General features: G+C 58.2%; 10 protein-coding genes and 2 pseudogenes. 10 read left to right on the forward strand and 2 right to left on the reverse strand.

Annotated elements, in window-relative coordinates; translation table 11 throughout:
- Positions 1–14: 14 nt before the first annotated feature.
- Positions 15–135, reverse strand: a pseudogene (locus tag EN786_RS39060) (IS256 family transposase); the annotation flags it as partial.
- Positions 136–526: 391 nt separating this feature from the next.
- Here EN786_RS39060 and EN786_RS34205 point away from each other — a divergent pair.
- From EN786_RS34205 to EN786_RS34235, 7 genes and pseudogenes are all read left to right on the forward strand, one after another.
- On the forward strand, positions 527–2,179 hold the full coding sequence (locus EN786_RS34205) for an ABC transporter substrate-binding protein (protein ID WP_246688813.1): 1,653 nt from the start codon (positions 527–529) through the stop codon (positions 2,177–2,179).
- Between the two features lies 1 nt (position 2,180).
- Positions 2,181–3,179, forward strand: a complete 999-nt coding sequence (locus EN786_RS34210; RefSeq protein WP_281013029.1) for an ABC transporter permease — start codon at positions 2,181–2,183, stop codon at positions 3,177–3,179.
- The gene (locus EN786_RS34215) at positions 3,176–4,108 is read left to right on the forward strand and encodes an ABC transporter permease (RefSeq protein WP_126080661.1); all 933 of its coding nucleotides are present in this window, start codon (positions 3,176–3,178) and stop codon (positions 4,106–4,108) included. The genes EN786_RS34210 and EN786_RS34215 overlap by 4 nt, the downstream gene beginning before the upstream one ends.
- Complete coding sequence (locus tag EN786_RS34220) at positions 4,105–5,112, forward strand: ABC transporter ATP-binding protein (protein WP_126080662.1); 1,008 nt, start codon at positions 4,105–4,107, stop codon at positions 5,110–5,112. The genes EN786_RS34215 and EN786_RS34220 overlap by 4 nt, the downstream gene beginning before the upstream one ends.
- On the forward strand, positions 5,105–6,166 hold the full coding sequence (locus tag EN786_RS34225; RefSeq protein ID WP_126080663.1) for an ABC transporter ATP-binding protein: 1,062 nt from the start codon (positions 5,105–5,107) through the stop codon (positions 6,164–6,166). Before EN786_RS34220 ends, EN786_RS34225 begins: the two co-directional genes overlap by 8 nt.
- 187 nt (positions 6,167–6,353) lie before the next feature.
- Positions 6,354–8,450: a S9 family peptidase gene (locus EN786_RS34230; protein WP_126080664.1), complete on the forward strand. Its 2,097-nt coding sequence runs from the start codon at positions 6,354–6,356 to the stop codon at positions 8,448–8,450.
- Positions 8,451–8,549: 99 nt separating this feature from the next.
- Positions 8,550–9,286: pseudogene (locus EN786_RS34235) on the forward strand (IS5 family transposase).
- 102 nt (positions 9,287–9,388) lie between these two features.
- On the opposite strand, the gene alr reads toward EN786_RS34235, so the two are convergent.
- Positions 9,389–10,558: an alanine racemase gene (gene alr / locus EN786_RS34240; protein ID WP_126080665.1), complete on the reverse strand. Its 1,170-nt coding sequence runs from the start codon at positions 10,556–10,558 to the stop codon at positions 9,389–9,391.
- A 377-nt stretch (positions 10,559–10,935) separates the two neighbouring features.
- Between alr and EN786_RS34245 the strand changes: the two genes are divergently transcribed.
- The 3 genes from EN786_RS34245 to EN786_RS34255 all read left to right on the forward strand — a co-directional run bounded on the left by EN786_RS34245 (position 10,936) and on the right by EN786_RS34255 (position 13,996).
- Positions 10,936–11,352, forward strand: coding sequence for a GNAT family N-acetyltransferase (locus EN786_RS34245; RefSeq protein WP_126080666.1), 417 nt, complete (start codon positions 10,936–10,938; stop codon positions 11,350–11,352).
- 223 nt (positions 11,353–11,575) lie between these two features.
- A complete protein-coding gene (locus EN786_RS34250) occupies positions 11,576–12,829 on the forward strand; it encodes a methylaspartate ammonia-lyase (RefSeq protein WP_126080667.1) in 1,254 nt (417 codons plus the stop codon).
- Positions 12,830–12,844: 15 nt separating this feature from the next.
- Positions 12,845–13,996 (forward strand): CaiB/BaiF CoA-transferase family protein, encoded by a 1,152-nt coding sequence (locus EN786_RS34255; protein WP_126080668.1) that lies wholly within the window; start codon positions 12,845–12,847, stop codon positions 13,994–13,996.
- Positions 13,997–14,061 lie beyond the last annotated feature (65 nt).

The raw sequence follows: 14,061 nt of genomic DNA on the forward strand, positions 1-14,061 counted from the left end.
TCGTCCATGTTGATCTAGCGGTTGGCGCCATCCGTTTTCGTTGGTTTCGACAGCCAATGTCCTGACGGGGGCGGCATCTCTATGTTTTGGAAAGATGAGCACGACACAGGTGCGCCGGCGGATTTCCTCGTTGAGGCCGCCCTCGTCCATCTCGGCCTCGAGCACCTCCTGCATCCGCACGGATCACTTCGTGCGGACCTGCGGGGCTGGAAGCAGAATGTCTTTGGCGGCAGCGCTGGTCGATTACCGGGGAATCAACAGGTGCGATTTTCAGAGCTGCACCGTCGACAGAAAGCGTCCATCTGGGCGGGGAGAGTCGTTAGCCATCTACTTATTAGATGGCGATTATATCGAGTCTCTATTTGCCAATTCAGCAGCTGTCGAAGAAATCTAACTTAAGACTATAAAGGGGAACCGCCACACCAATTACCTTGTGCACGCGCTGGCCATCAGTTCCAAATGGGCGCGACGAGGTGCGGGAATGCGGCGTGGCGAGGCTTAAAGGAGGACCAGAATGATGTGGTCTATGAATCGCCGTGCGGTCGTCAAAGCAATGCTGGTGGGATCGGTTGCCCCGTGGGTCATTAACTCAAGGGCGTTCGCTTCGTCTTGTAGCGACCATATTGTGCGTGTCGGCTCGATGGGTGCTCCCGATTCCATGAATCCATTCGCCACCTGGAGTTCGTTCTGGCCGCTTGTCTTGTCCTACGATTCGCTGGTCGGCGTTGACGCCCAGCGACACCCTGACCGGAGGGGGTTTGCGAAGGCGTGGGCCGTTGCTGATGACGGGCTCACTTGGACAATCAAGGTATGGCCCGGCATGAAGTGGTCGGACGGCCAACCCGCCACCGCCAGAGACGCCGCGTTCACCTATAATTATCTGCTTGGCTCCGTGGGCAAGCCAGACGAGCTGAATATTGGCCAAAACAGCACAGACGGCATGGAACAAGTCGCATCCGTTACGGCCATTGATGACGAAACTCTGCGGATCGTGACCAAGGCTCCTACGCGCTGGCCAATTGACAACTTCGTTCTAATGGTCCCTGAGCACGTTTGGAAGGACATCGGCTACGCGGATGCGCGCAGCACTTTTCGCAACGACCCGCCGCTGGTGGGAACTGGGCCTATGATCGTTGCGGAGTTTCAGCAAGGCCAATTTGTGCGCCTTACGCCAAACGCGTATTTTCGCACTGAGCAGCCGAAGACGGCCGGGATGATTATCCACTTCTTCACCACGCAGGATCCAATTGCCCAGGGTCTGAAGAGTGGGAGCTTCGATTGTGGGGGCGTGACAACCGCACAGTGGGCTGCCTTCTCGAAGGAGAGCGATATCGGGGTCTATGAATCTCGCGTGGAGCAGCGGGACTATCTGGCATTTAATACGGCCTCCGGGAAGGGGGCGGGCAGCACCAAGGCCCTGCAGGATCCAGCGTTTCGCGACGCGATCGGCTATGCGATCGATCAGAAAGCGATCGTGGATCGCGCCTACCGCGGGCACGCAGACCCTGGTGTCGGAATTGTGATGCCGGTAGCCGCCGACTATTACTCAGACCTAAGCGACATCAGGCGCCGCTTCGATCTAGCCGAGGCGGGTCGTCGGCTAGACGCGGCCGGATATCGGGACACGAACGGCGATGGTGTCCGGGAGGACAAGGAGGGAAAGAGCTTACAGCTTGAGCTAATCACAGGAAAGGCTTCGGGTGTGAGCGAGATTCCGATTGCAGCCGTGCAGCTTGTTGCGGGCTGGCTGGGACAAATTGGCATTCCCGTGTCGGTGACCCAGCTCGATTCCGGTGCGCTCACAGCCCGCACGACAGCGCCGACGGACGGCGGCGGAAGCTGGGATCTGCTAATCGCCAGCAACTGGCTGTCTTCCTCGCCTCACGACCTGCTCGTCTTGGGCAGTAGCAAGTCCATCGGCCTCACTAACAGATCGTACTGGACAAATGAGAAGTTCGACGCGCTCCTGACTGAGGTCGACCGTACCGTCGACCTGAAGAGGAGCCAGGAGCTGGTCGATCAGGCAGCGCGCCTCATCTATGCTGAGGCGCCGTATATCATTCTGAGTCACCCCTTAACGCTCGGTGCCTATCGTAAGGACTGCTTCCAGGGCTGGGGACCGGAGGACGCGATATCGGATTGGAGCTATTTCCCGTTCGATCGGTTGAGGCCGATCTAACGTGGCTGGCAACGCACAGGAAGGGCGAACAAGCCGCATTGGGAATGTCCTGATCAGGGCGGCCATAACTCTTTCGATGGTGGCCACACTGAACTTCGTCCTGTTCAGGGTCATTCCCGGTGACCCTGCAGCGCTTCTGCTTGGCGGTGCTCGGATGAGCGTGTCCGCTGAACGGATCGAGGCGCAGCGCCAGAACTGGGGACTCGACCGGCCGCTTTTCCCGGACCAGATACTTGACTACCTGTCGGCAACTCTACATGGCGATCTCGGCTACAGCTTCAAGTTCAGGGGTAGACTTGTCTCTGACCTTATTTGGGAGCGCTTGCCGGCCACCATCGCCCTGGTTGGCTTGGCCCAATTAATCGCCATGCTATGCGGTGTCATGCTTGGGCTCTATGCGGGTTGGCGCAGAGGAGGAGCTGTCGACCGTATCGCCATGGGAGCATCTCTAGCGCTCTATTCTACGCCGTCTTTCTGGCTTGCTATGGTACTAGTAGTCATTTTTAGCACGGCATTGGGGTGGTTTCCGGGTTATGGCATCTATTCACCCGGCGCTAGCATAGGTTCAACTGATAAGATCCTAGACTACTTGCGACATCTCGCACTTCCGGTCGCCGCGGTAGCCCTTGGGCTGATCGGGCAATACGTTGTGGTCGCGCGTGCAGCGATGAGTGACGTCGTTACTGAGGACTACATGGTGACCGCACGCGCCAAGGGACTTACCAACGGTCAGATGCTGATGCGCCATGCATTTCGTAACGCAATGCTGCCGCTCGTGACCTTGATTACTCTCAATCTTGGCTACGTGGTCGCTGGTGCGATCACCGTCGAAGCCGTCTTCGCCTGGCCGGGAATTGGTGGTCTCACGGTCGAAGCGCTCAACGCGCGGGACTACCCAGTTCTTCAAGGGATATTCCTGTTGCTTGGTGTATCGATCGTTGTCGCGAACCTCCTAGCCGATCTTGCCTACGGCATTCTTGATCCGCGAATCCGGCAATGAGTGAAAGTATCGTGCGATATTCCTCGCGTAGCCGGGCGAGAGCGATCAAGAGCTTTCTATCCAATCTTCTTGGTCACGCCGGGGCTCAGCTCGGCCTGTTGTGTCTGGTGTTTTTCCTTGTCCTCTCTGCTGTGCCCAATATCCTCGTAGGTCCACTTGAGACCGTAGCCACCGCAACTGGTGATTTCCTCGTTCCACCATCAAGCCAGCATCTGCTGGGGACCGATGAGGTGGGGCGTGACGTGCTCAATCTGGTCGTCCATGGTGCCCGGATATCGCTCACGATCGCGCTGCTGGCGACCGTCATCAGCCTCGTCGTCGGCACTACGGTTGGTATCATTGCTGGCTACTACGGTGGCAGAGTTGACGTCTGGCTGATGCGGCTGACGGATTTCTTTTTCGTCATGCCGTCCTTCGTCCTTGCGCTGGTCATCACACCCGTGGTGCTCGAAGTAATGGGGCGGGGCAGAGAAATCCTCGGCTTCCGTCCTTCCCTCTTCGTGATCCTTGTCGTCATCGGCATAACAAGCTGGGCGTTTGTCGCCCGTATCGTTCGCAGTCAGACACTATCGCTTAAGGAGCGAACATTCATTGATCGCGCACGAGTTGTGGGCAGCAGCAATTTGAGCATCATGGTGCGGCATATCCTCCCCAATCTCGTTCCGCAAATCGCAGCGAATGGTGCGCTGGTCGTCGCTGGCGCAATCTATGTCGAGACGTCGCTCTCGTTCCTCGGGCTTGGCGACCCATTGCAGCCTTCATGGGGCACTTTGCTTTCGCTCGCTCAGCGCGCCGGTGCGGCCAGTACCGGAGCTTGGTGGTACCTCGGCGCCCCCGGGCTGTGCGCCCTCGCGGTTTCCCTTAGCTTCGTCCTGGTCGGCAATGCCCTCGACGACACGTTCAATCCACGGCAGAGGGTGATCCCATGACAAACCTCTCCCAAGACAAGGCATCGCTTTTGGAAGTCGACGGGCTTTCTGTTGAGTATCGGCTCAAGGGCGTTTCATTGCGAGCGATCGACCGCGTGAGCTTCGCGCTCCAGGCTGGAGAGGCCGTTGGCCTCGTCGGTGAATCGGGCAGTGGCAAGACTACCACCGCCATGGCGATCGCTGGTCTACTATCGCCCAATGCACGGGTCAGCGGCGGCCAAGTGCGCTATCGTGGTAACCTGCTGTCGATCGACAATGATGCGGCGATGCGGCCACATCGCTGGACCGAGACGTCCGTCGTTTTCCAGGGCGCGATGAATGCGCTCAATCCCGTTCACCGCATTATCAAGCAAATCGCCGAGCCATGCATCCTGAAGCTCGGCATGTCGCGTGCCGAGGCGACCGCGCGGGCACGGGAGGTTCTAGAACTCGTCGGCATTCCGACGGATCGCGGCACTGCCTATCCCCACGAGTTGTCGGGCGGTATGCGTCAAAGAGTGATGATTGCCATGGCGCTCGCATGTCGCCCCTCGATCATCATCGGTGACGAGCCGACCACGGCGCTCGACGTCATCACACAGGCTCAGATCCTCAAGCTGTTGGGGAAGTTGCGATCGCAGCTTAACCTAGCGCTCATTTTAATCACCCACGACCTGTCTGTCGTCGCTGAGTCGTGTGATCGCGTGATGATCATGTACGCCGGCCGGATAGTCGAGGATGGAACCGTCGCGGAGATCTTCGCTAAGCCCAAACATCCCTACACTCGCCTGCTGATCGAATCGATCCCCAACCCGGCGAGCGGCATACGGATAATTCGCCCTATCCCCGGTGATCCTCCCAACTTAATGAATCGACCGTCAGGCTGCGCCTTCCATCCACGTTGCCCGTCAGCAACGGGGGTCTGCACGACCGAAGTTCCCAGCCTCGAAAAGTTCGGGTGGGGACGCGTCGCCTGTCACCTTCACCGTTCCTCGCAAGAAGGCAGGGTTGCAGTTCATGCCTGACACCTCCGACATCCTGAGTCTCGAGAGCCTGAAGGTCCATTTTCCTATCCAGGGCGGACTGTTCGACCGGGTCCTGGGGCGATCTGCCGGGGCGGTGCGTGCGGCGGATGGAGTCGACCTCAACATTGGACGAGGTGAAATCGTCGCCCTGGTTGGAGAATCCGGAAGCGGCAAGACGACAGTGGGCCGCGTCATCACCAAGCTAGCCCAGCCCACAGGAGGCAGGTTGCTGTTTGAGGGCCGCGATATGACGTCTGCAAAGGGCTTCTCGGCTCTGCGTCCCTACCGGCGACGCGTGCAAATGATCTTTCAGGATGCTTATCAGGCGCTCAACCCGCGACACACCGTGTTCGACAGTGTGGCAGAGCCGTTGCGCTCCCTGCGGCTGGTCAAGAACCATGCTCAACTCACAGAAAGGGTCAGCGAAGCGCTTTCGGCGGCCGGGCTCAATCCTCCCGGTGATTTCTTCGCCCGCTTCCCACACGAACTCTCCGGCGGCCAGCGCCAGCGCGTCGTGATTGCCGGAGCGCTTGCCGTGAAGCCGGAGCTCATCGTTGCCGACGAGCCCGTGTCGATGCTCGATGTATCGATACGCGCACAAATTCTTCAGGTCCTGGTTGACCTGCGCGCCAAGCACAACATGGCGCTACTGTTCATCACCCACGACCTGCCGCTCGCCTGGCTGATCGCCGACCGGATTGCAGTCTTATATCTTGGGAGATTGGTCGAGATCGGCAGCGCCGATGACATCACATTCAACCCCCGGCATCCCTATACGGTCGCGTTGCGCAACGCCACGCCGCAGATTCGCAGCGACGCAAGTCGCTTCGAGCTGCCGGCGTTGCAAGGAGAGGTTCCAAGCGCCGCACGCGTGCCGAAGGGCTGTCGTTTCCATCCTCGCTGCCCGCTTGCTTTCGACCGGTGCAAGGAGGAGGAGCCGCCGGCCATCGAAGTCGGGCCGCAGCATATGTCCGCATGCTGGCTGCCGACGTCAGGTGCGAAAGCAGAATTGTCGACACCCAACCTGAAAAGTGCCGACCATGGTTCCGTCTGACAGTAAGTAATAATAGGGCACTCGAAGCGCTATTCTGCCAGAACGGAATTAACGGATGTTGGTAATAACGCACCGTGGCTCGTTAAACGGTTTACACTATATCGCCTAGGAGCAACATTGATGCACAAACTGTCTGCTCGCGGACTGCCGCGCCAATTCCTTGCTCTTTTTTCCTGAGGGCCTTGTGATGGTAGACAAGCACCTGCAGCCACCGCTTCCTCGTTCCGAGGCACGGATCCGGGTCCTTCATGGCGACGTCACGATAGACTCGTATGGCTGGCTCAGGGACTGGGAGAATCCCGACGTCCGCGCGTATCTTGAAGCCGAGAACAGCTACGCGCAGCAAGCGACAGCCCACCTGGAAGGGCTCAAGGCGGAACTTATCGCCGAGATCGAAGGGCGTCACACCTGCGAGGGCGCCCCACCAACCTTCCAGGTTGGGCCTTTCGAGTACTTCGAAAGACACGGGCGGGGCCTGTCTCATCCTGCGTGGTGGCGCCGGCCGGTGACCGGAGGCTCGGCCGAGCTTGTTCTCGACCCGAACGCGATCCCGGGGGCCGAGATCTTCTATTCGCTCGGTGTCTTCGAGCCGAGTGACGACGGGCGTTACGTGGCGTTCAGCTTCGATGTCATCGGGGACGAGAACTTCGAGCTTAGGGTGCGGGACATAGAGACCGGCCATGACGTCTGGACGGGCTCGAGGCGGGCTGGGATGGTTACTTGGACCGCGGACGGCAACACGCTCTTTTTCACGCGGGAGCGGGCGGACCGGCGGCGGCAACGCCATGAGCTTATACGCCTGGACGTCAACGATTCGCACTCTGAGGTAGTGTTCGAGGAGGCGGACGAGCGACTGAACTTGCGGATTTGGCGCTCTGATAGCGGCGCCTGGCTGCTTTTGGACGTTATGGACAACGCCGGGGCGGTGGAGGTGTGGTGCCTTCCTGCCGACCAGCCGGGCGTTGGGTGGCGCCGGATTGTGGCGCGTGATCTTGGCCACCATGTCTTTGCCGAGCACTGGGGCGACAGGTTCTTGTTTCGGGTAAACGACGCTGGACCCTACTGGCGGCTCGTGTGTGCGCCGATAGGTGACCCGTCACCATCGTGCTGGGAGGAGGTCATCCCGCATCGAGCGGGCGTGACGCTTGAGGAGGTCCACGTGCTCGACCAGCACCTGGTTGTCCTGGAACGAGAGGGCCTTCGTCCTCGCCTCGTCTCGCATAACCGAAGCGGGGGGGTCGCCGCCACGATCGTTCCCGACGAGCCGAGCTGCACTCTTAAGGTCGGCTTGTCTGCAGGGGGTAGCTATTCGGTCGCACGGCATCCGTTCCGAAGCTCGAAGTTGGTCTACTCGGTTAGCTCATTCGTGACGCCCGACACGTTTGTAGAGCATGATCTCGCCGACGACCGATCGGCAGTCCTGTACCAGGCCCGCGTTCCCGGATATGACCCGGCTCAATACGTGGCGACGGTCGTCATGGCGCAGGCGGAAGACGGGGTGGATATACCAATTTCGCTCGTCGCGCGGCGCGATCGAACCACCCCAGGGCCGGTGTTATTGAATGTCTACGGCTGTTATGGAAAACCGAGATGGCCCTCGTTTTTCACTTGGCCCTCATCCATGACCAAACGTTTGAGCCTGCTCGATCGCGGAGTTGCTTTCGGCATCGTGCACGTACGGGGAGGCGGGGAGCTTGGACGTCCGTGGCACGAGGCGGCTACCCGCGATCGAAAACGTATCACCCACACAGATCTGATCGTCGCTGTCGAGGCGCTTGTTAGGCAGGGGGTCGCCACCGGCGACGGCATCGTCATTGAGGGAGCGAGCGCTGGCGGGGGTACCGTGCTTGCCACGGCCGACTTGCGGCCCGACTTGTTCCGCGCCGTACTCGCCGAGGTTCCGCTCGCCGACATCATAGATACCGAGCTGGACTTCACGATGCCGTACGCGCTGCCGGAAATAGCGGAGTACGGCGATCCCCACATAGCCGACGAATATCGGCACCTGCGCAGCTACGATCCTTACTACAACCTCAGTGCCGATCGCCCGCGCCCGCCAACTTACGTCGACGCCGCGCTCGACGACAGCCAGGTGCTCTACTACCAGCCTGCTCGGTACGTTGCCCAGCGACGTTCCTTTACGGCCGGTCGAGACCCAGGTCTTGTTTTCCACATGCGTATGGTCGGTGGCCACGGCGGCGCTTCACATGGGCCTAGTGTAGCCGAAGAAGCAGCACTTCGTATGGCTTGGATTCTAGACCAGGTCCGATGCTCGGGCAATTAGGCATTTCTATGTTACAATCGGAATCAAAGCTAGGGTCAGGACCCATAATCTATTGAGTTGATATCTGTTTGGTGATTCAGGGTGGCAGGAGGTGCTGCCTTGAGTGATTTGCTGATGTTGACGCCGGAGCAGATGCGCCGGATCGAGTCCTATTTTCCTTTGTCGCATGGTGTTCCGCGTGTGGATGACCGCCGGGTGCTGAGCGGCATCCTGTTCGTGATCCGAAATGGCCTTCGCTGGCGAGATGTCCCTTCCGACTACGGTCCGTACAAGACCATCTACAACCGCTTCATCCGCTGGAGTCGGCTGGGTGTGTTCAACCGCATCCTAGCGGAACTGGCCGCGCAGGGCGGCGAAACGGACAATCTGATGATCGATGCCACCCATCTCAAAGCGCACCGCACTGCCGCCAGCCTCCTTAAAAAACTCTATCCCGATGTATCGGACGCAGCCGAGGCGGACTGACCACCAAGGGACGTCCGCGGCTGCTGCATCTGAGCGAAGGGCAGACCAATGATCACAAGACTGCTGCGGCCGTGATCGAGGATTTGCCCGCCGCCAACGCCCTGCTGGCCGATCGGGCCTACAGTTCAGCGGCCTTCCGCCAGGCGCTCGTCGAGCGCGGTATCAGGCCATGCATCCCACCCCATGCCAAGCATCGTGTTCAGCACAGCTATGATCCTGTCCGATACCGGCAACGTCACAGGATCGAGAACATGTTCGCACGCCTCAAAGACTGGCGACGCATCCACACCAGATACGACCGATGTGCTCACACCTTCCTGTCGGCTATCGCCTTCGCTGCAGCCTTCATCTTCTGGATCAATGAGTCCTGACCTAGCTACATGTTTGATCCGGGGCTTTGATGGGGCATCCTTATCTTTCGAATCAAAGGATGCCCTATGGACCAAGTTCTCCATGGGAGCGCCATAACGAAATCAAAGGCGTGCCTTGCCATCATTCATCTCGCTGCTGCCATCAAAGTCTAACGCCTTATTCCTAGGGGTCGTAGGTAACAAGGAAGAATTCAGATACCGTCTTGTGCAACCAGCACCTAGGCGGGTTAAGACTTCGTGTGGGCTGAGGCCCACAGCTTCTGCAAGGTCATCTAAGGTAAAATCATTTCCCAGTAATTCCACAAAGTTACCTGGCCCACAAAGCGCTTCTGGAACATCTGTTATATCAATTGTCATGTTCTCCATGCATATTGTTCCGATTAGAGGGGCCGAATAACCTGCGAACCGAGCTGATATCTTGTTCGCGCAGGCCCATGGAAGGCCATGTGTGTAGCCGATCCCGACGGTCGCTACGCGGGTAGCTCGACCCGTACGAAATGTCGCACCGTAGCCAACAGCCTCCCGCCTAGCGACATTGCGCACGTCGAGTATTTTCGCTCGGAGCCTTGCAACCGCTTGCAGCGGATTTGGTCGAATGCCAGCATCGTTGAGCCCGTACAGGGCTGAGCCCACCCGTACCATGTCGAAATGATAGGATTTACCTAGCCAGATACCGGCGGACGCTGCGAGACTGCCGCAGGTGGGCTTAATCAGATCGTAGATCGCCCGGAAGCGGTTCCGTTGCAACACATTAGTTGGGTCCGCAACGGTTTCGCTGCACGCTAGATGGCTGAGTACGACCGAAGGGGGATACATGTCGAACGTACCAGAAAAATACGCGCGACGCACGTCCGCAATGGCGAGCCCAAAGCGGGAAAATCCCGTTTCCACGTTAAGAAAATATGTCTTCGTTCCTGTTGCAATAACGGCTTCCAATTCGGCGCAATTGTTCACAACCGGTATGAGGTTATTGGATTGGTAGAATCTACCAAATTTCGCGAAATCATCGCAAAAAACCGCGATTGCCTCGTCTACATGGGACGATCTTAGAAGCAGCGCTTCCTCAAGATTGCCGACGAAGAGCAGATCGCAGCCGACATGAATAAGCGCCCTTGCAATCTCTACAACACCAAGTCCATAGGCGTCGCTCTTGACGACAGCGGCGACCCTTACGCCTAACCCAACGAGGGCCGTGATGGCCCGGAAGTTCGCCTGAATAGCCCCAAGATTGATTTCAAATATAGCATTTCTGGGGCGAACTAACGGCAACATCTTTTGCTCTCCAACAGTCCCGTTTTTTATAAACCTCGCCGCCCCGCGATGCAGCCTACTATCCTAGGTAGGCGCGCGAGCTGAGATTGCCGTTTAAAAAGGGGCGCCGTCGAAGCACGGATTAGACACTGGTTAAAGCGGACTGAGACGCAAGCAGTCGCTTCGGCAGGGCACTTGCACGCAGATGACAAAGCATAGTCGTTCAACTGACTAGTAAGCTGTGTTCTGGATAGGGCAGTTGCTGCGCAGCTCTTCGTGCCAAAATCCGCCACAAGCTACTGCTGGTTTCACGCAGTCAGGGCGAAAATCTCGGCACCGGCTGCGAATACAAGGTATTGCGTAAGCTTAGATCAATCAATTTTTGTTAAGGGGTTGGCATGAGCGAACAATCTGAGATCCTTTACGTTAGTGAGCCGAACCTTGACCCGGCCGAATTCTGCCGCGTGTTGGCCGAATCCGGCTTCGGGGCGACCCATGGCGAGCTTCGGCTGCATGCGATGCTCCGCCAAGCCGACTTGGTGCTGACGGCCCGGCTCCATCGGCCGGGGCGGAAGCTGGTCGGAGTACTTCGATGCGTTACTGACTTTTCCTGGATCTGCTACGTCTCCGAGCTTGCCGTATCGGCGTCGGCGCAAGGCCTCGGCATCGGCAAGGGCCTCCTGTATGAAGCCCGCCGGCAACTCGGGCCTGCTGTGGCCATAGCTTTGATCTCTACACCCAACTCTGTCGGCTTCTATGAAGGGATTGGATTGACGCGCATTTCAGACGCATTCTGGTTAATGCGCGAATGCTAACCCAAATGAGGTGAGTACGACGTTGCAATGTCCACCTATACAATAATTCGACGTTCGTCGAATGCTTGCCGGAATACGGGGTGCATGTGTCTGACGCCGGCCATCTGAAAACGCGATGGGACCGTCCGGGACATTATGTTGGCGAACTCAAGATCAAGTGGTGCATAGTCGGCGCAGCAAATCCAACTGCCATCAACGATGTCCGAAAATCGAGCGAAGTGAAATGCAGATCAAAGACGTCCTCCTTGCGCCTGGCAATGGCGCTTTTTTCTATGACGATCAGGGTGCCATCAGGGCCGGCGCGCCCCAGGACGGTTTCGTCTATAGCGGCGAGGCGACAGCGATTGGGTTCACGTCCATCCGCGTTCCGGCATCTTCGCTCAGCATCGGGCTTGCTCTCACCGACGGGGCCGTGGTTTGGGGTGACATGATGAGCGTTCAATATTCTGGTGCTGGAGGACGAGATCCTTTGTTTGAGAGTGCTCAAATCTCGGAGTTAACCTCGCGTATAGTCGTGCCCCGGCTTCTCAATGTCGACGTATCTCGTTATCTCGATGCCTGTGCAAAGGTTTTTGAGCCTCTCCAGCACCAGCGGTTACCTCTCGCGATTGAGTATGGCGTTAGCCAGGCGCTCCTTCGCGCCTCGGCCCATCTTCAAAGTACCACGATGGCGGAAGTCGTTTGCAGTGAATTTAACCTGCCGCTGCCAATTCGCAGGGTTCCGATCTACTGCCAAAGCGGCGATGCTCGCGAAATCAACGTCGACAAAATGATCTTGAAAGCGGTAGATATACTTCCCCACGGCCTGATCAACTCACGGCAGAAATTCGGCGTCGAGGGCCAGGCCTTCATGGAGTTCGTGAAGTGGGTTGCGGCGCGGACGCGCGAAATTGGCCGCCCGGGGTATCATCCGGTGCTGCATTTCGATGTGTATGGCTGGATCGGCCAGGAAATCAGCCTGGAGCCGCAACTCATCGCCGACTTTATCTGCAGGGTCGCCGACGCTGTTCCGGGTTTCACCCTCAATGTCGAGTCCCCGGCGGATTTTGGTTCGACGCAAGCTCAAATTGAGAACTACGCCAAGATCGTATCAATTTTGGACAACCGGGGTTCCACCGCTCGCATTGTCGTGGACGAAAGGTGCAACACGCTCGAGGATATTCGGCTCTTTGCCGAAGCGAAGGCCGCGCATCTCATTCAAATCAAGACGCCTGATGTCGGCTCATTGGCTGACACGGCACGTGCAGTGCTCCTGTGTAAGGAGAACAAGGTAGGCGCGTACGTTGGAGGAAGCTGTACCGAGACAGATCTCTCTGCCCAGGCTTCCGTCCACATATCGATGGCGACCCAGGCAGACATGATGCTTGCGAAGCCTGGAATGGGAGTCGACGAGGCATTCTCGATCGTGGGCAATGAACAGAATCGGTTGCTTGCGATGCTGAATCGTCGTCGGGCTCAAAACGAAAATGTTGGATGAAGAGCGCGGTGTTGCATGCAGAACTCTCTTGAGGGGATCACTGTCGTAGCTGTGGAGCAGGCCGTTGCTGCACCGTATGCATCGTCTCGTCTTGCCGATGCAGGCGCCCGGGTGATCAAGGTTGAGAGGCCTGAGGGAGACTTTGCCCGGAAATACGATAAGTTGGTGCGGGGGCAAAGCGCCTATTTCGTTTGGCTCAACCGGGGTAAGGAGTCAGTATGCTTGGATTTGAGGTTGGAGGCGGACCGTGCTGTGCTGGACACGCTTGTTGCTGCTGCTGACGTCTTTATCCAGAATCTGAAGCCAGGCAGCATCGAAAAACTCGGCTTCGGATCTGCGGATCTGCGTCGCCGTTTTCCGCGGCTAATCACCTGCGACATTTCGGGATTTGGGGAGGGGGGGCCATTTTCTCACCTCAAGGCCTATGATCTCATCGTCCAAGCCGAAACCGGTCTGTGTGCGATCACCGGGACGCAACAGGGACCCGCCCGTGTGGGTGTGTCGGTTTGCGACATCTCGGCAGGCATGACGGCACATAGCGCCATACTTCAGGCGCTGTATCATCGCGAGGTCACTGGCGAAGGGGCTAGCATTCAGGTGTCCCTGTTCGATGCCGTCGCCGATTGGATGAACGTGCCGGTCCTGCAACACGACTACAGCAGCTACCACACGGTACGCGCGGGCGTGAAACACCCCTCGCTGGCGCCTTATGGCGCCTATCGCTGCGCCGATGGCAAGGACGTCATCTTTTCCGTGCAGAATGACCGGGAATGGGTGAATTTCTGCGAGAAATTCCTGAAGCGGCCTGAGCTCACGCGTGCACTTGGTTTCGCCGACAACATGGAGCGCCTCGGCCACCGTCCTCAACTTGATGAGATAATTGAGCTGCGGTTTTCCGAGCTGTCCTGCCACGAAGCGATGCAGGAGCTTGAGGCGGCCGGTTTGGCATATGGGCGACTGAACGAAGTGGCGGACATTTCAAAGCATCCACACGTTCGCAGGGTTGAGATTGGCACACCTGAAGGAACAGTAGAGACGATCGCCCCGGCGGCGATCTTCAACTCTGAGCGCCCCTCGCTGCGCCCAGTTCCGGGCCTTGGTGCGCATACGGAGGCTGTCCGCGAGGAGGTTCGAGCAGGTTTGCGCGCAAGAGCCGCGTCAGCATGAGCGTGCCTGTTGTCGGGAAGGAAGCGCGATCGCGATTCACAGAGTGCATGCCTAGTCCTGGCCCC

Origin of the sequence: Mesorhizobium sp. M4B.F.Ca.ET.143.01.1.1 (assembly GCF_004792275.1) — a bacterium.
GTDB lineage: Bacteria > Pseudomonadota > Alphaproteobacteria > Rhizobiales > Rhizobiaceae > Mesorhizobium > Mesorhizobium abyssinicae.